Annotated in this window: 16 protein-coding genes; 12 read left to right on the top strand and 4 right to left on the bottom strand. The window is 47.1% G+C overall.

What is annotated here, in order from left to right:
• Window positions 1-118: 118 nt before the first annotated feature.
• The 4 genes from OO017_RS03180 to rpsF form a co-directional block, all read right to left on the bottom strand.
• A complete protein-coding gene (locus tag OO017_RS03180) occupies window positions 119-1,099 on the bottom strand; it encodes a GSCFA domain-containing protein (protein ID WP_266050981.1) in 981 nt (326 codons plus the stop codon).
• Between the two features lie 103 nt (window positions 1,100-1,202).
• Complete coding sequence (rplI, locus tag OO017_RS03185) at window positions 1,203-1,646, bottom strand: 50S ribosomal protein L9 (RefSeq protein WP_266050982.1); 444 nt, start codon at window positions 1,644-1,646, stop codon at window positions 1,203-1,205.
• 12 nt (window positions 1,647-1,658) lie between these two features.
• Window positions 1,659-1,910, bottom strand: coding sequence for a 30S ribosomal protein S18 (gene rpsR / locus OO017_RS03190; RefSeq protein WP_007652662.1), 252 nt, complete (start codon window positions 1,908-1,910; stop codon window positions 1,659-1,661).
• A complete protein-coding gene (rpsF, locus tag OO017_RS03195; protein WP_266050983.1) occupies window positions 1,910-2,278 on the bottom strand; it encodes a 30S ribosomal protein S6 in 369 nt (122 codons plus the stop codon). Before rpsF ends, rpsR begins: the two co-directional genes overlap by 1 nt.
• A gap of 572 nt (window positions 2,279-2,850) precedes the next feature.
• Here rpsF and OO017_RS03200 point away from each other — a divergent pair.
• Genes OO017_RS03200 through OO017_RS03255 form a run of 12 tightly spaced genes read left to right on the top strand, consistent with a single transcriptional unit; the run spans window position 2,851 to window position 17,410 of the window.
• Complete coding sequence (locus OO017_RS03200; RefSeq protein ID WP_439651296.1) at window positions 2,851-4,131, top strand: c-type cytochrome; 1,281 nt, start codon at window positions 2,851-2,853, stop codon at window positions 4,129-4,131.
• Between the two features lie 44 nt (window positions 4,132-4,175).
• Window positions 4,176-7,166, top strand: coding sequence for a TAT-variant-translocated molybdopterin oxidoreductase (locus OO017_RS03205; protein ID WP_266050985.1), 2,991 nt, complete (start codon window positions 4,176-4,178; stop codon window positions 7,164-7,166).
• 20 nt (window positions 7,167-7,186) lie between these two features.
• Entirely contained in the window at window positions 7,187-8,617 is a 1,431-nt protein-coding gene (gene nrfD, locus OO017_RS03210) for an NrfD/PsrC family molybdoenzyme membrane anchor subunit (RefSeq protein ID WP_266050986.1), read from the top strand.
• Window positions 8,610-9,134 (top strand): DUF3341 domain-containing protein, encoded by a 525-nt coding sequence (locus tag OO017_RS03215; RefSeq protein ID WP_266050987.1) that lies wholly within the window; start codon window positions 8,610-8,612, stop codon window positions 9,132-9,134. Before nrfD ends, OO017_RS03215 begins: the two co-directional genes overlap by 8 nt.
• Window positions 9,134-9,823, top strand: a complete 690-nt coding sequence (locus tag OO017_RS03220; RefSeq protein ID WP_266050988.1) for a c-type cytochrome — start codon at window positions 9,134-9,136, stop codon at window positions 9,821-9,823. Before OO017_RS03215 ends, OO017_RS03220 begins: the two co-directional genes overlap by 1 nt.
• Before the next feature lie 25 nt (window positions 9,824-9,848).
• Window positions 9,849-11,123, top strand: coding sequence for a quinol:cytochrome C oxidoreductase (locus tag OO017_RS03225; RefSeq protein WP_266050989.1), 1,275 nt, complete (start codon window positions 9,849-9,851; stop codon window positions 11,121-11,123).
• A gap of 24 nt (window positions 11,124-11,147) precedes the next feature.
• Window positions 11,148-12,218 (top strand): cytochrome c oxidase subunit II, encoded by a 1,071-nt coding sequence (locus OO017_RS03230; protein ID WP_266050990.1) that lies wholly within the window; start codon window positions 11,148-11,150, stop codon window positions 12,216-12,218.
• A 20-nt stretch (window positions 12,219-12,238) separates the two neighbouring features.
• Window positions 12,239-14,065 carry a cytochrome c oxidase subunit I gene (locus OO017_RS03235; RefSeq protein ID WP_266050991.1) on the top strand — a complete coding sequence of 609 codons (1,827 nt, stop codon included), beginning with the start codon at window positions 12,239-12,241 and terminating at the stop codon, window positions 14,063-14,065.
• A gap of 9 nt (window positions 14,066-14,074) precedes the next feature.
• A complete protein-coding gene (locus OO017_RS03240) occupies window positions 14,075-15,151 on the top strand; it encodes a COX15/CtaA family protein (RefSeq protein WP_266050992.1) in 1,077 nt (358 codons plus the stop codon).
• Window positions 15,151-16,047, top strand: a complete 897-nt coding sequence (gene cyoE / locus OO017_RS03245) for a heme o synthase (RefSeq protein WP_266050993.1) — start codon at window positions 15,151-15,153, stop codon at window positions 16,045-16,047. The genes OO017_RS03240 and cyoE overlap by 1 nt, the downstream gene beginning before the upstream one ends.
• Window positions 16,048-16,055: 8 nt before the next feature.
• Window positions 16,056-16,640, top strand: a complete 585-nt coding sequence (locus OO017_RS03250) for a cytochrome c oxidase subunit 3 (RefSeq protein ID WP_266050994.1) — start codon at window positions 16,056-16,058, stop codon at window positions 16,638-16,640.
• A gap of 23 nt (window positions 16,641-16,663) precedes the next feature.
• Window positions 16,664-17,410 carry a cytochrome c oxidase subunit 3 gene (locus OO017_RS03255; protein ID WP_266050995.1) on the top strand — a complete coding sequence of 249 codons (747 nt, stop codon included), beginning with the start codon at window positions 16,664-16,666 and terminating at the stop codon, window positions 17,408-17,410.
• Window positions 17,411-17,413 lie beyond the last annotated feature (3 nt).

The raw sequence follows: 17,413 nt of genomic DNA on the forward strand, positions 1-17,413 counted from the left end.
GAACCATGCCAAAGTATAACTGGAGGCTGGCCACGTATAAACTGCTGTGTCTTTTGTCTGTTTGTGTGATTCAGTTCTACGCACAAGGCAGGCAAAAGTGTTCTTTGGGCTGGTATGGCTAAGGTAACAGCTGATTTTGCAGGGCTTCGGTTTCGCTGCTTACATCAATATTGTACTGCTGCTCCATGGCTTGCAGCTGTTGCAGGGTGTTTCGCAGAAACTTCTGGTGTGCCTCGGTGTGTGGGTGGAACGGCCTGTGGGACACAGCCCGTTGTATTTTCTCCCACTTGCCTATAAATTGCCGGAAGTCCGCAGTATAGTATGCCTCTACAAACTTCTGCCAGATATACGCTTCGGCCAGCGGCGTAGGGTGCAGCATGTCCTCTTTATAGTAACGGTAGTCGCGCAGGTCATCCATCATGATCTCGTAAGCAGGGAAGTATAAAACCTGTGGATGGGCTACCTGCAACTGATGGCACAGCAAACGCAGGCTGGCCTTGCTCACGCTGTTCATCTCGATCGACTCTTTAATGTGCCGCACCGGGCTAACCGTCAGTAGTATTTTCAGGGATGGGTTTACCTGCTTAAGTTGCGTCAGCATCTGCTCAAATGCGGCTGACATTTCCTCCATCGTGAGCAGCACGCGCTTAAAATTAGCGGCAGGTAGCTTATGGCAGTTGGCCACTACCTTGCCGCTGTCCTGTAAACGGTAGGCTATGGCCGTGCCCAGTGTCACGATCAGGAGTGAAGCGTTCTTTAACTGCTCTCCTGTTTGGTGCAAACGCTGCTGTATACTTTGCAGGAGCTCCTCTTTGCTCGTGCTGGAGAGGGAGGAGTGGAGGTCGTAAGCGTACCAAATGCCATTATGCTGCACCAGGTGCTCCTCAAAAGTATAAGGCCGGCCAGCGGCAGCCTGCAGCAGCATGCTTACAGAGATGGGGTTGAAGATCGTGCCGAAGGGGTTCACCTGTACATCCACCTTGTGCTGCTGTAGCTTGCTGCCGATAACATCTGCAAAGCAGGAGCCAATGGTCAGCACCTTGTGCTGCAGGGTAAGGTCAAGGCCAGAGCGGGGTACCTGTACTTCAGTCCGGAACATAGCGCGGTAGAGTTTAGCTAGGAGGATATACGTGCAATATGGCGAAAAAAAAGCGTCCTGCCGGTAAGGCAGGACGCTTTAGTAGTAGTCTTTTCGGATATGCTTATTCAGCAACTACCTTGAAGTTAACCTGGTGCTTCACTTCTTTGTGCAGGTTCAGTGTAGCAGTGTAATCACCGGCTGTTTTCACGTCCTGGTCAAAAGAAATACGCTTACGGTCTACATCAAATCCTTTCGCCTTCAGGGCCTCAGAAAGTTGGTTAGTAGTTACAGAACCGAAGATCTTACCAGTCTCACCCACTTTAGCAGGAAGCTCAAGCGTGATGTCACCAATGCTGTTAGCCAGCTCCTGTGCATCGTTCTGGATCTTCTCAGCCTTGTGTGCAGCCTGACGGATGTTTTCAGCTACAACTTTTCTGCTTGATTTGTCAGCAATAACTGCCAGACCCTGTGGGATCAGGTAGTTACGGCCGTAACCTGGCTTTACTTCAACAATATCGTTCTTGTAGCCGAGGCCTTTAACGTCGTCTTTAAGTATTACTTCCATCGTTCGACCTCCTTATTTTAAAGAATCCGTTACATAAGGTAAAATGGCAAGGTGTCTTGCACGGGCAACAGCCTGAGACACTTTGCGCTGGAACTTCAGGCTTGTGCCAGTAAGTCTTCTAGGAAGGATCTTACCCTGCTCGTTCACGAACTTCAGCAGGAAGTTACCATCTTTATAGTCGATATACTTGATACCGCTCTTCTTGAAACGGCAGTATTTCTGACGGTTTTCTTGTTTGTGTACTCTTTCGTTAACTAAGCTCATTATCCTTTAACCTCCTCTTTTTTAGCTTGTGATTTGAACTCGCCGTTTCTTCTGCGCTCGTTGTAAGCCACAGCGTGCTTGTCAAGGGCAGTTGTTAAGAAACGAACTACTTTTTCATCACGGCGATAGGTCAGCTCCAGAGCGTCAACTACGTTAGTAGGCGCTTTGAATTCGATCAGGTGATAGAAACCTGTAGACTTCTTTTGGATTGGATAAGCCAGTTTGCGAAGACCCCAGTTCTCTTCATGAATAATGTCGGCGCCATTTTCCTTTAGCACCTCTCTGAACTTCTCGACCGTTTCCTGCATCTGCACCTCGTTCAACAGAGGCGTCAGGATGAAGACAGTTTCGTAATTTCTCAATTCCATCGGTTCGATTTATGGTTATAATTTTAGCCTGCAAAGGTAAGGCGCTTATTTATAAATAGCAATAGAGGAGGAGATAATTAAGCGAAAGCCAATGCTGCTTGTGTGAGTAACAGGTATGACGGAGGTATGGCTACACCTTATTATATATAGGTGTGAAAAATCTTGGTAGAGCTTCTGCAAAAACAAATAGGAGAAGATCCTGAAAGTAAATAATAGGACAATTTATACTTTGGTAAGTGCAAATTAAACAAACATAAAATTGGATTGTAACGTTTGGTGTTAAAGATGGAAATTGTATCATTATTTATATATAGCTTAAAAGGTGGTAGAAGCGATGTTATTTAGAATCGATTTAAATAAAATCGCTTAAATTGCATTAGAAATGGGTTTTTGGTAGCAGGTAGCTGTGTAAAGAGGTGGTGGTGCAGCTGAGGCCAAATAATAAACTTATTCTGTTTGAATAATGGAATTCGCATAGTAGATTTGTGCCCGTAAAGTAAATTCACCATATCATATACTAAACACAAGTGATCTTGGCTATGATTAGCTGTATACTTAAAACTCAAGCAAAAATTTTGTACACCTTCCTGCTAGCCTTAGTGGTTTCGTTCGGTGCGTACGCACAAGCCACAGAGCAAGCACAGGTAGCCCAAAAAGGTGTAGAGCCAGGCGCTACCGAGGGTGCAACAGCGTCTTCTGGAGACCCGGCAGTGATTTCAGCGGGAGAGGCACTTTTCAAGAACAACTGTGCTGTTTGCCACTCTGCTGGAAGCGACGTGATTGTTGGTCCTGGTCTTCAGGGTGTAACAGATAAACGCAGCGAATCATGGCTGATCAGCTGGATCAAAAACTCACAGGCGCTCATTCAGTCAGGCGATGCGGATGCAATAGCTGTTTACAATGAGTACAACAAGCAGGCGATGCCTTCTTTCGCCTTCTCTGATGATGAGGTGAAGTCTATACTAGCTTACATTGAGTCTGGTCAGGGAGTGGCTACTGCGCCGGCAGCCGGAGTACCGGGTGCTACTGCAGGCGAGAATGTAGGTACAGAGGCGATCGGTGCTGCCGGTGCTATCGGCGGTTACCTGGATATCGTGCTGGTCGTGTTAATCATCGTGCTGATTGTGCTGGTGGTTACGCTGTTGCTGATCACGTCGCTGCTTAAGAACTACCTGAACAAGAACCGTACGCTGAATGAGTATGACGCAGAGGTTGTTAACCAGCATTTTGACTTCTCTAAGATCTATAGATCTAAGGCTGTTCGTACGCTGGTTGTGCTCATCTTTGTGGTGGTGCTGCTAGACCTGTCTCTGGATAAAGTAATGGGTATCGGTATACAGGAAGGATATCAGCCTAAGCAGCCGATTGCTTTCTCGCACAAGCTGCACGCAGGAGAGCACCAGATCAACTGTAACTACTGCCATACTACTGTGTATGAAAGCAGAAGCGCGAGCATTCCTTCTGCTAACATCTGTATGAACTGCCACAGTCAGATTAAGACGGAATCAGCTGAGATTCAGAAGATATACAAAGCCATCGAACGTAACGAGCCAATTCAGTGGGTGCGTATCCATAACCTGCCTGATCTGGCTTACTTTAACCACTCGCAGCATACCCAGGTGGGTGGTGTAGAGTGCCAGACCTGCCACGGCCCAATCGAAGAAATGGATGTGGTTTACCAGTATTCTCCACTTACCATGGGCTGGTGTATCGACTGTCACCGCGAGACGCCGCTGAACACAGAGGGCAATGGTTATTACGATAAGCTGGTGGAACTGCACGAGTCATCATCTAAAGGTGCTTTCACGGTGTCTTCAAACGGTGGTACGGAGTGCTCTAAGTGTCACTACTAATCAATCTCTATTTCAATTAAGTATTCGAGTTTTCTAGATATAATATGCAAGACAGAATAAAATACTGGAAAGGAATTGAGGAGCTGGAAAATGCTCCGGAATTCGAGAAGCATGCTCATAATGAGTTTCCAGAATTCCTGCCGGTTAACGAAGTCGAAGGGGGTGAGTCGTCTGCAAACGGTAAAACACGCCGTCGCGACTTCCTGAAGCTTTTAGGATTTAGTATGGCTGCCGTATCACTGGCTTCTTGCGAGGCTCCGGTGCGCAAGGCTATTCCATATCTGAACAAGCCGGTAGATGTGGAGCCAGGTGTAGCAAACTGGTATGCCTCTACATTTTACCTGAATGGAGATTACAACAGCATCCTTGTAAAGACCCGTGAAGGAAGACCAATTAAAATAGAGCCAAACCCAAGCTCTGGCCTTACACCGCTTGGTACAAGCCCGAAAGCGCAGGGGGCACTGCTTGGCCTCTATGACACCAACCGCCTGCGTTACCCGCTGATTGCCGGTAAAGAGGCGAAGTGGGAAGATGTTGATAAGCAAATCAAGTCCCGTCTTGCCAACGTGAGCGGCAAAGTGGCTTTCGTTTCTTCAACAATCATTAGCCCATCTACTAAGAAATTGATTGATGAGTTCGGAGCCCGCTTCAGCAACTTCGAGCACGTAACGTATGATGCCAACTCCGCTTCCGGTCTGCTTCAGGCCAACGGCGGCGTTATACCTGGCTATGACTTCAGCAAGGCAAACATCATTGTAAGCATCAATGCAGACTTCCTGGGAACATGGGTAGCCCCGGTTCCTTTTGCGAAGCAATATATACAAACAAGAAAAGTAGACGCGGACAACCCATCTATGTCCCGTCATTACCAGTTCGAGACGGCCTTGTCACTGACTGGCTCCAACGCAGACGTTCGCGTTCCGATCAAGCCTTCTGACGAGGCTGCTGTAGTTACTGCGCTTTACAACGCCATCACAGGTCAGGGCGCTGCTTCAGGATCTGCTGCTGACGCGAAAGTGCTGGCGGCGGCTGTTAAAGACCTGAAGGCAAACCAGGGCAAAGCCCTTGTGGTGTCTGGTTCTAATGATCCGGGTGTTCAGGCGATGGTAAAGGCTATCAACAGTGCCTTAGGTGCTGATGGGGCTACGATCGATACAGCTGCTCCATACTATGTGAAGCAGGGTAACGATGCGGCTATGATCCGCCTGATAGATGAAATGAACGCTGGTTCTGTAGGAGCCGTGTTCTTCTACAACGCTAACCCGGTATACAACCACCCGCTTTCCGCGAAAGTGGTATCCGGTCTGAACAAGGTAGGCCTGAAAGTATCTTTTGCCGATAGAGTAGAGGAAACAGCCAAGTTTGCTGACTTCGTAACGCCAGACCACCATTACCTGGAGTCTTGGAACGACTTTGAGCCGAAAAAAGGCTTCCTGAGCCTTTCTCAGCCAGCTATCAGCCCAATCTTTACTACCCGCCAGATGCAGGACAGCCTGTTGGTGTGGAGCGATAGCAAAACAGATTTCTACGAGTACATCCGCAGCAACTGGAGATCAGTAGCGAGTGGAGACTTCAATAAGTTCTGGGAAAAAGCAGTACATGATGGTGTTCTAGAGAACGGCTCAAGCTTACTAAAGGTAACCACCACAACAGCTTCTGCCTCTACTTCTGTTAAAAAGATACAACCAGCCGCAATCGAGGCTGTACTGTATGAAAAAGTAAGCATCGGTGCAGGTGAGTTTATTAACAACCCTTGGCTGCAGGAGCTTCCTGACCCGGTTTCTAAAGCGACATGGGGTAACTATGTAGCGATGCCTCGTCTGATGGCAGAGGAGATGCAGGTGGTGCAGGGAGACGTGCTGAAGGTAACGTTTGCTAACAATGAGAGCATCGAACTTCCTGCGCTGATCCAGCCAGGCCAGGCAAACGGCACTGTGGCTATTGCCATGGGCTATGGCCGTGACCTGGAGGCAATGCCTGTAGCAAAAGGCTCGGGCGCTAACGCCTTCCCTATTGCAACGGTTGCTGATAACACCGTATTGTATACTAGCGGTGTTAAGCTGGAAAAAACAAATGCCACTTCTCCAATCGCACAGACACAGACGCACCATACGATTATGGACCGTATTGTAGTGCAGGAGAGCACACTGGCTAAGTATAAAGAGGATCCAAAAGGTGTAACGGAGTACATCCGTCTTGCCACACACGAAGGACCTGCTAAACCAGCCACTATCTCCCTTTGGGATGATTACGAGTACAAGAACCACCATTGGGGTATGGTTATCGACCTGAACTCCTGTATCGGTTGTGGATCTTGCACCATGAGCTGTAATGTGGAGAACAACATTCCGGTTGTAGGTAAAGCGGAGGTTCTGAACCGTCGTGAAATGCACTGGATGCGTATTGACAGATACTACAGCGCAAAAGAGCACGAGGAGAAGGATTATGCAGAGATGGAGCATCCAGCGGATAACCCATCTGTAATTTTCCAGCCAATGCTTTGCCAGCACTGTAACCACGCCCCTTGTGAGACTGTTTGTCCGGTTGCAGCAACAATGCACAGTTCAGAGGGTATCAACCAAATGGTTTACAACCGCTGTGTTGGTACACGTTACTGCGCAAACAACTGCCCTTATAAAGTACGCCGTTTCAACTGGTTCGCATACGCCAACAACGAGAAGTTTGGCTTCAATGAGCCAATGAACACAGACCTTGGCAAAATGGTACTGAACCCGGATGTAACCGTTCGTGGCAGAGGTGTGATGGAGAAATGCTCCTTCTGCGTACAGCGTGTGCAGCTAGGTAAGCTGGAGGCGAAACGCGAGAACAGAAGACCGAAGGATGGTGAGATCGTTACAGCTTGTGCACAGTCTTGCCCTACAGAGGCTATTGTGTTCGGCGATATGAAAGATCCGGAGAGCCGTATTTCGAAGGTACTTGCCCGTCAGCAGGGAGAGCGCGCATTCCACGTTCTGGAAGAGCTTAACACCCAGCCAAACGTGACGTACCTGACTAAAATTAGAAACTTAGCTTAACATTTAATACTGAGAGCAATATGCAGCATGTATCTCCGATAAGAGAGCCTCTTGTAACGGGGGGGAAAACATACCACGACATCACCGAAGATGTCTGCAGACAAGTGGAGGCCAAGCCCAACGCACGTTGGGCCGCTGCCCTTGCCGTTGCACTGGTAGGCTTAGCTATATTTATCTACTCTGTATACCGCACGCTTTGGTATGGTATAGGGGAGTGGGGCCTTAACAAAACAGTAGGTTGGGCATGGGACATCACCAACTTCGTGTGGTGGGTAGGTATCGGTCACGCTGGTACGCTGATCTCCGCCATCCTCCTGCTGTTCCGTCAGAAGTGGAGAACTTCGATTAACCGCGCAGCAGAGGCGATGACGATCTTCGCCGTGATTTGCGCCGCGATGTTCCCGGTTCTGCACATGGGCCGTCCGTGGCTGGCTTACTGGGTACTTCCGTTGCCAAACACATTCGGTTCGCTTTGGGTTAACTTTAACTCGCCGCTTCTTTGGGATGTATTTGCGATCTCAACTTACTTCTCGGTATCACTGGTTTTCTGGTACATCGGTCTTATTCCTGACTTTGCTACCATCCGTGACCGCGCGACAGGACCAATTGCAAGAAGAGCTTACGCTTTCCTTTCATTCGGTTGGACTGGTTCCGCTAAAGCATGGTCTCGTTACGAGACAGTTTCCCTTATACTTGCCGGTTTAGCAACACCACTGGTACTTTCGGTTCACACGATCGTATCCATGGACTTTGCAACGTCCGTGATCCCGGGCTGGCACACAACCATTTTCCCTCCATACTTCGTGGCAGGTGCGATCTTCTCAGGTTTCGCAATGGTACTTACCCTGATGATCATCACCAGAAAAGTATTCTTCCTGGAGAACTACATCACACTGGAGCACGTGGAGTCGATGAACAAGGTAATCATCCTGACGGGTTCGATTGTAGGTATTGCCTATACTACAGAGTTCTTCATCGCCTGGTACTCAGGAGTAGAGTATGAGCAGTACGCATTCATTAACCGTGCTTTCGGTCCTTACTGGTGGGCTTACTGGTCGATGATGACTTGTAACGTGATTACGCCACAGCTTTTCTGGTTCAGAAAAATCAGAAGAAGCTTAACAGCCACATTCATCATCTCCATCTTCGTGAACATTGGTATGTGGTTCGAGCGTTTCGTTATTATCGTAACCTCCCTACACAGAGACTTCCTGCCTTCTTCCTGGGCAATGTTCTCGCCAACCATCATCGACATTGGTGTATACGTTGGTACCATCGGACTTTTCTTTACACTGTTCCTGCTGTTTGCGAAGTTTTTCCCAGTAGTGAACATGGCCGAGGTGAAGGCTATCCTGAAGTCCTCTTCAGAAGTGAAACACCACCATGGCGCAGCTGCAACTATGCATGCTACTGACAAGGATTTGAACTCTAATACACATCGCAATGAATAAGAAGTTTGTTCTAGGTATTTATGATGATGAAGATGTGCTGTTAACAGCCATCGAGAATATCCGCGCAGCCGGAACTAAGATTTATGACGTGTTTTCTCCTTATCCTGTACACGGCATCGATGATGTGTTAGGTATCAAGCGATCAAGACTCCCGATTGTAGCTTTCTTTGGAGGTTTATTCGGTATGTCGTTCGCGTTGTGGATGCAGATCTGGATGATGGGCTTCGACTGGCCGATGATTATCGGTGGTAAGCCACACATCGCACTTCCGTCATTCATCCCGGTAACTTTCGAGTTGACCGTACTTGTTAGTGCATTCAGCATGGTAATCACCTTCTTCATCGTTTCGAAGTTGAAGCCGTCACTGAAAGTGAATGTGTTTGATAAGCGCTCTACAGACGACAAATTTGTGATGGCAATAGAAGTAAAGGACGGCGTAACCAACATGACTGCCCTAAACGACCTGCTGCGCTCTAACGGTGCTATAGAAGTTAATGAGAAGGAGGTAGTAAAATAATGAAAAGACTTATAAACACAGGCTTTAAGGCCTCAGCTATACTTTTCTCTGCTGCAATTCTCATTTCCTGCAGCAATGAGCAAGACCCAGGGCTGGAGTATGCTCCGGACATGTACCATTCTGTTCCGCTGGATCCTTATTCACAGATCAAGGAAAATAAATTTAACCCGGCCGGAATGAACATGCGCGAACCTGCTAAAGGTACGGTAGCGCGTGGCAAGGAAGGGTATAACTTATACTTGTCTGAAGATAACGCTGAAGCGGCAGGTGCGGAGTTGAAGAACCCGCTAGCTAGAACCACAGAAAACCTGGAAGAAGGTAAAGTGCTGTATAGCCGCTTCTGTGCACCTTGCCATGGTGCAGAAGGTGACGGGCAGGGGCTGGTTGGACAAAAATTCAAAGGTGTTCCTTCTTACACAGCAGGACGCGTAGCGGAGTTGCCAGGCGGCCACATTTTCCATGTGATAACCTATGGTAGAGGCCGAATGATGCCGCACGGCTCACAGGTTGACCCAACTGAACGATGGAAGATAGTGATGTACGTACAGCAGCTCCAGAAAGGGGAGACTGGCACAGCCGTGTCTGCCGGTTCAGAGGCTGCGAATGAAGCTGGCGGAGAGTCTGTAACAGACAATCCGGTAACTGGAACTCCAGAGGGTACACCTAACAAGGAAACTCCTAAAAACTAAGTCTAAGGCATAATAAATAAGGGTAATGACAGAAGAAAGACTCATCATTTCCAGAAAAACGAACAACAAGTTTTTCTTAATGATAGCTGTAGGTGTAGTTCTACTTATAGCAGGTATCATTTTTATGGCCGCAGGCGGGGGAGCAGAGCATCATGCAGAAGGTGGCCACGGTGAGGCCGCTGCTGCAGGTCATGAAGCTGCTTCATGGACAAAGCGTTTGTTCGTGAACCTATGGCTTAACAACGTATACTTTACAGGTATAGCTCTGATCGGTACGTTTTTCGTAGCCGTTCAGTACGTAGCCTACGCGGGCTGGTCAGTATTGATCAAGAGAATTCCTATGGCTCTGAACTACTACCTGCCAGTTGGCGGTGTGGTAATGCTGCTGGTATTCCTTTTCGGAGGCCATGACATTTTCCACTGGACCCATGAATATCTTTATGATGTAAATCATCCTGAGTACGACCCGATCATTGCGGGTAAATCCGGATACCTGAACTTCTGGTTCTTCGTGATCCGTATGATCATCTACTTCGCTTTATGGATTGGTTTCTCCATGTGGTTGAGAAAAGAGTCTATGAACGAGGACTTGAACGGTGGTACTAATTACTATCACAAGAGCATCCGTATTTCAGCAATCTTCCTTGTGATTTTTGGTATCACTTCCTCTACTTCAGCTTGGGACTGGGTACTGTCCATCGACACGCACTGGTTCTCTACCATGTTCGGTTGGTATGTATTCGCTAGCTGGTGGGTATCTGGCCTTGCCGCTATCACACTTACTGTCATCATCCTGAAGCAGAATGGCTACCTGAAAATGGTAAACTCAAACCACCTGCATGATTTAGGTAAGTTTGTGTTTGCGTTCTCTATTTTCTGGACCTATATCTGGTTCTCGCAGTTCCTTCTGTACTGGTATGCTAACATCCCAGAAGAATCAATCTATTTTATTGAGCGCCTTGGCGGTAATGAAGGCCACTTCGCCTGGATTTTCTTTATGAACCTGGTAGTAAACTTTGTGTTACCATTCCTTGTTCTGATGACAAGAGATGCGAAGCGTCAGATGATCATGCTGAAGATCGTAACAATCGCGATCCTGATCGGTCACTGGTTTGACTTCTACCTGATGATGATGCCAGGAACGCTGCGTACAGATGCTGGTTTAGGATTCATTGAAATTGGCACGGCTCTTATTTTCCTGGGTGTGTTCCTGCTAACCTTTACTAAAGGATTGACAAAAACTTCCCTGGTGCCAGTGAACCACCCGTTCCTGGAGGAGAGTGTTCACCATCATGTTTAGAGACTTTACTAAAAGCGTTATATAATGATTACGATCGCCATTGGTTTATCCATACTTCTATTACTGGTTATCCTGTTCCTGCTTTTCAGGATCGGAACGCTTACGTCTATCTTCCGAGGTTCTTCGGAGCGTGCAGCCGGTACAACTAAAATAAGCAACCGTGTTAACGGTACGCTGCTTCTTCTTTTCCTGGTAGTAGGAGGAGCGGCATTTGCCTGGTCATTTGCTGATGCCTGGGACGACATGAACCAGCCGTTGGGCTCGCTACACGGTGAGTGGACAGATAACCTGTTCTGGACTACTATGGTCATCATCGGTATTGTGTTTGTCATTACGCAGGTCTTGCTGTTCTTTTACTCTTACAAGTACCAGCACAAAGACGACAAGCGTGCCTACTACTACCCACACAACAACAAACTGGAGATTATCTGGACGATGATCCCTGCTGTTGTAATGGCTGTGTTAGTATTCGGTGGCTGGAAGACCTGGACTAAGATCACGAGCGCTGCCCCTGAGGATGCTGTTGTGATCGAGGTAATGGGCAAGCAATTTAATTGGATGGTGCGTTACCCAGGTGCAGATGGTAAACTGGGTGTAGCCAAGCATACCCTGATTGATGCCACTAACGAAATGGGTGTTGACTTCAGCGACCCACAGGCGCAGGATGACTTCATGCCACGTGAAATTCACGTTCCGAAAGGAAAGCCGGTGCTGTTAAAGATCCGCTCCAGAGATGTAATCCACAGTGTTTTCATGCCGCACTTCCGTTTAAAGATGGATGCTGTACCAGGTATGCCGACAAAATTTTGGTTCGTGCCGACAAAGACCACGAACGAAATGGCCAACGAAACTGGCAACCCGGACTTCAAGTATGAGCTAGCTTGTACAGAAATTTGCGGACGCGGTCACTTTGCCATGCGTTTCATTGTGGTGGTAGATGAGCCAGAGGAGTATGAAGCATGGTTGGCAGAACAGACTCCGTTTGTAGAGCAGAACCCTCAAGTACTGGCTAAATTTCAGACTGAATCATCTGAAGTACTTGTAGCGGACGCACATTCGGGGGAGAAGGCTGAAGAAGTTAAAACTGAGTTATAGCATTTAAATTACTAATGACTATGTCTAGTACAGATATTTCGATTAACAGGGATGTACATCACGCTCATGAGGAGCACGATCATCATCACGATCAGAATTTTTTTGAGAAGTATGTTTTCAGCCTCGACCATAAAGTAATTGCAAAGCAGTTCCTTTTCATGGGTATTTTCTGGGCGTTTGTAGGTGGCTTTTTGTCTGTCCTGTTCCGTCTGCAGCTTGGTTGGCCTGAGGCAACATTCTCTTTCTTGGAGCCAATCCTGGGAGGATGGGTTGAAAACGGTAAGCTGAACCCGGAGTTCTACCTGGCCCTGGTAACGATGCATGGTACCATCATGGTATTCTTCGTTCTTACAGCTGGTCTGAGCGGTACGTTCAGTAACTTCCTTATTCCGCTGCAGGTTGGTGCCAGAGATATGGCTTCAGGCTTCATGAACATGCTTTCCTTCTGGATTTTCTTTATTTCCAGCGTTATCATGTTCTTCTCATTGTTCCTGGAAACAGGGCCTGCTGCTGGTGGATGGACTGTTTACCCTCCACTAAGCGCCCTCCCGGAAGCAATCCAAGGTTCAGGTGACGGTATGACGATGTGGTTGATCTCCATGGCGTTGTTCATCGTGTCGCAGCTCCTTGGTGGCGTAAACTACATTTCTACTGTAATAAACCTGCGTACTAAGGGTATGTCAATGACAAAACTGCCATTGACAATCTGGGCCTTCTTATTGACTGCCATTCTTGGTCTGTTGGCTTTCCCGGTTCTGTTCTCTGCAGCTCTTCTGCTGATTTTTGACCGTAGCTTCGGTACTAGCTTCTTCCTGTCTGACATCTACATCGCGGGACAGGCCCTGACAAACACTGGCGGTAGCGCGATTCTTTTCCAGCACCTTTTCTGGTTCCTGGGTCACCCGGAAGTATACATCGTGATTATGCCGGCAATGGGTCTGGTTTCGGAAGTAATTGCTACTAACTCACGTAAGCCTATCTTCGGCTACCGTGCCATGATCGGTTCACTATTCGGTATCTCGGTTCTGTCTTTCGTAGTATGGGCGCACCACATGTTCGTTACGGGTATGAACCCGTTCCTGGGCTCCGTGTTCATGTTCCTGACGTTGATCATTGCGGTTCCATCTGCGGTGAAGGTGTTTAACTGGCTTGCTACGCTTTGGAGAGGTAACATCCGCTTCACGGCTGCCATGATGTTTGCCATTGGTTTCGTATCCCTGTTTATCTCTGGTGGTTTAACAGGTATTATACTTGGTAACTCGGCGTTGGACATTCAGCTGCACGATACATACTTTGTTGTGGCGCACTTCCACCTTGTAATGGGTGCAGCTGCTTTCTTCGGTATGTTCTGCGGTGTGTACCACTGGTTCCCTAAGATGTTTGGCCGCATGATGGACGAGAAGCTTGGCTTCGTACACTTCTGGTTTACATTTATCTCTGTATACCTGGTGTTCATGCCAATGCACTATATCGGTATTGCAGGTTTCCCTAGAAGATACTACAACTGGACCGGTTTTGAGGCGTTCAACATCTTCACCGATATGAACACTTTCATCAGTATTGCTGCTATCTTAGGCTTTACTGCTCAGTTTATCTTCCTGTTTAACTTCATCTACAGCATTTTCCGTGGAAGAAGAGCAACAGAGAACCCATGGCACTCAAACACACTAGAGTGGACTACACCAGTACTTCCTGGGCATGGTAACTGGCCAGGTGAGATACCAACTGTTTACAGATGGCCATATGACTACAGCAAGCCTGGCTCTGCTGAAGATTACATTCCACAAACAGTACCTTTCTCACAAACGCAGTCTTCAAACCTGCCGAACGAGAAAGACTTTGAATAAAGTTTGTTAATGGCTATCAAATCTTTTCAGTATAAAAGATTTAGAAATATAGGAGTAGTAACAGTGTTTGCTGTTTACTTCCTGATATTAGTCGGAGGAATCGTCAGGAGCACAGGTTCAGGAATGGGGTGCCCAGACTGGCCAAAGTGTTTCGGCAGTTGGGTTCCTCCGACAGATGTCAACCAACTTCCGGAGGATTACCTAGAGGTATACAAACAGAAGCGTATAGAAAAGAACCAGAAGCTTGCAGGCTTTCTGGACAAGCTGGGATTTGAAGAAGTGTCAGCTGCTATTTTCTCTCATCCAAGCCAGTATATAGAAACGGAGTTTAACGTTACTAAAACCTGGATTGAGTATGTTAACCGGCTTGTAGGTGTATTGATTGGTATATTTATTTTCCTGACGGTAGTGTATGCAGTGCCTTATCTGAAGGAGGATAAAACAGTTTTTTACCTTGCTTTAGGTAGCTTTCTGCTGGTTGGGTTCCAGGGGTGGTTAGGCTCTATTGTGGTCTCTACTAATTTACTCCCTGTAACGATAACCATACATATGGCATTGGCACTAGTAATTGTAGCAATGCTACAGTATGCAGTGGCACGTGCTAATCAAAATAAGATCACACCTGAAAACAGCTTCTCCTCAAAACTCAACTTGCTTTTGTGGGCCCTGTCTTTGTTAACTTTCGGGCAGATACTGTTAGGAACACAGGTGCGGGAGGAAGTAGATATCATCTCTTTCTCCATGGGAGGCGCAGAAAGAGAGAATTGGGTTGATAATTTAGGGGCGAGCTTTTACATCCATAGATCGTTTTCTATACTTTTGCTGGCCTTGCACATTTATGTGGCCCTTCTGCTTTATAAGTTACGGAAAAGGCAATTAACAGTACTGACAAACGTAATGATGGTGCTGGTTGCGGCAGAGATAGTGATCGGGATTGTGATGGCTTATTTTGCCATACCTCCGGTATTACAACCGCTGCACCTTACAATTGCTGCGTTGTTATTTGGGGTACAGTTTCAGCTGTTGATCGTTTATTATTATGCCTCTCGCAAGGCACATTTACCGCAAGTAGTAGTTCATAACTAATGTACACAGGAAATTCTGAGACACTACTGCACGTTTCTACCATGGCTAATAAGGTAACAGCATATTTTCAGCTATTAAAGTTTCGCTTAAGTTTAACTGTTGCTTTTTCTAGTGCTATTGGCTTTATACTTGGTTACCCAAACGCCAGGTGGTATGATATTGCCATGGTGATGCTGGGCGGCATGATGGTTACAGGTGCTGCCAATATCATTAACCAGATACTTGAGAAGGATCTGGACAAGCATATGAAACGGACCGCCAAGCGGCCGCTTCCTACAGGAAGGGTAACTGTAACAGAGGCTGCTGTTTATTGTGTGTTTCTTGCTGTAGCAGGCACCGCTCTGCTTAGTTTATACTTTAACCCCCTTGCAGCCGCACTTTCGCTTTTATCGCTGGTGCTTTATGGGTTCATATATACGCCTCTGAAACGCATTAGCCCGATCTGTGTATTTGTGGGAGCCATTCCAGGAGCAATGCCTCCGTTGATTGGCTGGGTAGCCGCAACCGGCGCTATCGAAATAGAGGCAATTATCCTGTTCGGCATTCAGTTTTTCTGGCAGTTCCCGCATTTCTGGGCTATCGCCTGGGTACTGGATGATGACTATAAGAAAGCTGGCTTTAAAATGTTGCCTATGTCTGGGGGAAAGAACCTGAAGACGGCCATCCAGATTATGAGCTATACGCTGGTGCTTATTCCGATGAGCCTGCTGCCGCTCCAATTCGGTATGACAGGAGTTACTTCGGCCATGATTGCCGTTGTTTGTGGTGTGTTGTTTCTGGCCCAGACGTTTTACCTGATGCGCACCTGCTCCAAAAAGGCTGCCATGAGTATCATGTTTGGCTCATTTTTATATCTGCCGATTGTGCAGATAGCCTTTGTGTTAGATAAAATTTAGGAGTAGCCATGGCTAATTTTCCAATAGAAGAACAAAGTAGCCGCAGCGGGGTACACCCTTTAAAGTTTTCGTTGTGGTTGATTATTATTAGTATTATTATGATGTTTGCAGCTTTTACGAGCGCGTACATCGTAAGAAGGGAAGAAGGAAACTGGCTTGAATTTGATCTGCCGAACATTCTTCTTATTAACACAGTGATCATAGCGTTTAGCTCCGTATCGATGCAGCTGGCCTACAACTCGGCTAAGCAGAACAGCCTTGGCAGACTGAAGTTGATGCTGATGGTGACCTTAGGCCTGGGTATAGCTTTCTTGATAGGGCAGTGGTACGGATGGGCTGACCTTGTGCAGAACAATATATACTTTGGAGGTACAGGAAGTAACCCTTCCGGCTCTTTTCTGTATGTTCTTACAGGGGTACATGGTTTTCACCTGATTACAGGATTAGTCTTTGTGCTGATGGTTCTGCTTAGCAGCCTGAAATATAAAGTTCATTCTAAAAACATGCTCCGGATACAATTGTGCACAGTGTACTGGCACTTTTTAGGCGGACTTTGGCTATATTTGTACATATTCTTAAGAATAAATCACTAAACACGTTTTTCATTATATAAACTATGTCTACTTCAACTACGCTGGAAGCACCTAATTCAGGTACATGGGACGGTGGTAACGAGCCAATGAAAGCGAGCTATGGTAAACTCATGATGTGGTTTTTCCTGCTCTCTGATGCGTTTACTTTTGGTGCCTTTCTTATTGTTTACGGTCTAGCGCGCCATGCCCACATGCCTTACACAGGGGAACCTGAGGCGTTTACCTTCTCTACAGAATGGTGGCCTATTCCTGAAAAAGTATTTAATGCCTTCCCAGGGTTTCATGGGGTAGATTTGCCGCTTGCGTTTGTGGCCCTTATGACGATGATCCTGATTCTTAGCTCAGTTACCATGGTACTGGCAGTAGAGGCGGGGCACCGTATGGACAAAAACGATGTTCAGAAGTGGCTGTTGTGGACAATCCTTTTCGGAGCAACTTTCCTTGGTTGCCAGGCTTGGGAGTGGGCGCACTTTATCACTGGTACTGACGAAGGTATGCTGCTTGCAGACGGCACAAGAGTATTTGGTGCAAACCTTACAGTAAACCAGTATGGCCCGCCATTGTTCGCGGACCTGTTCTTCTTCATCACAGGTTTCCATGGTACGCACGTATTCACCGGTTGGATCTTGTTGCTTATCGCCTTCATCAGCACCGTGAACGGAGTTTACCAGAAGCGTGGTCATTACGAGATGGTTGAGAAGATTGGCCTGTACTGGCACTTTGTAGACCTTGTGTGGGTATTCGTGTTCACCTTCTTCTATCTGATCTAATTT

The organism is Pontibacter anaerobius, assembly GCF_026241195.1.
GTDB classification, from domain to species: Bacteria; Bacteroidota; Bacteroidia; order Cytophagales; family Hymenobacteraceae; genus Pontibacter; species Pontibacter anaerobius.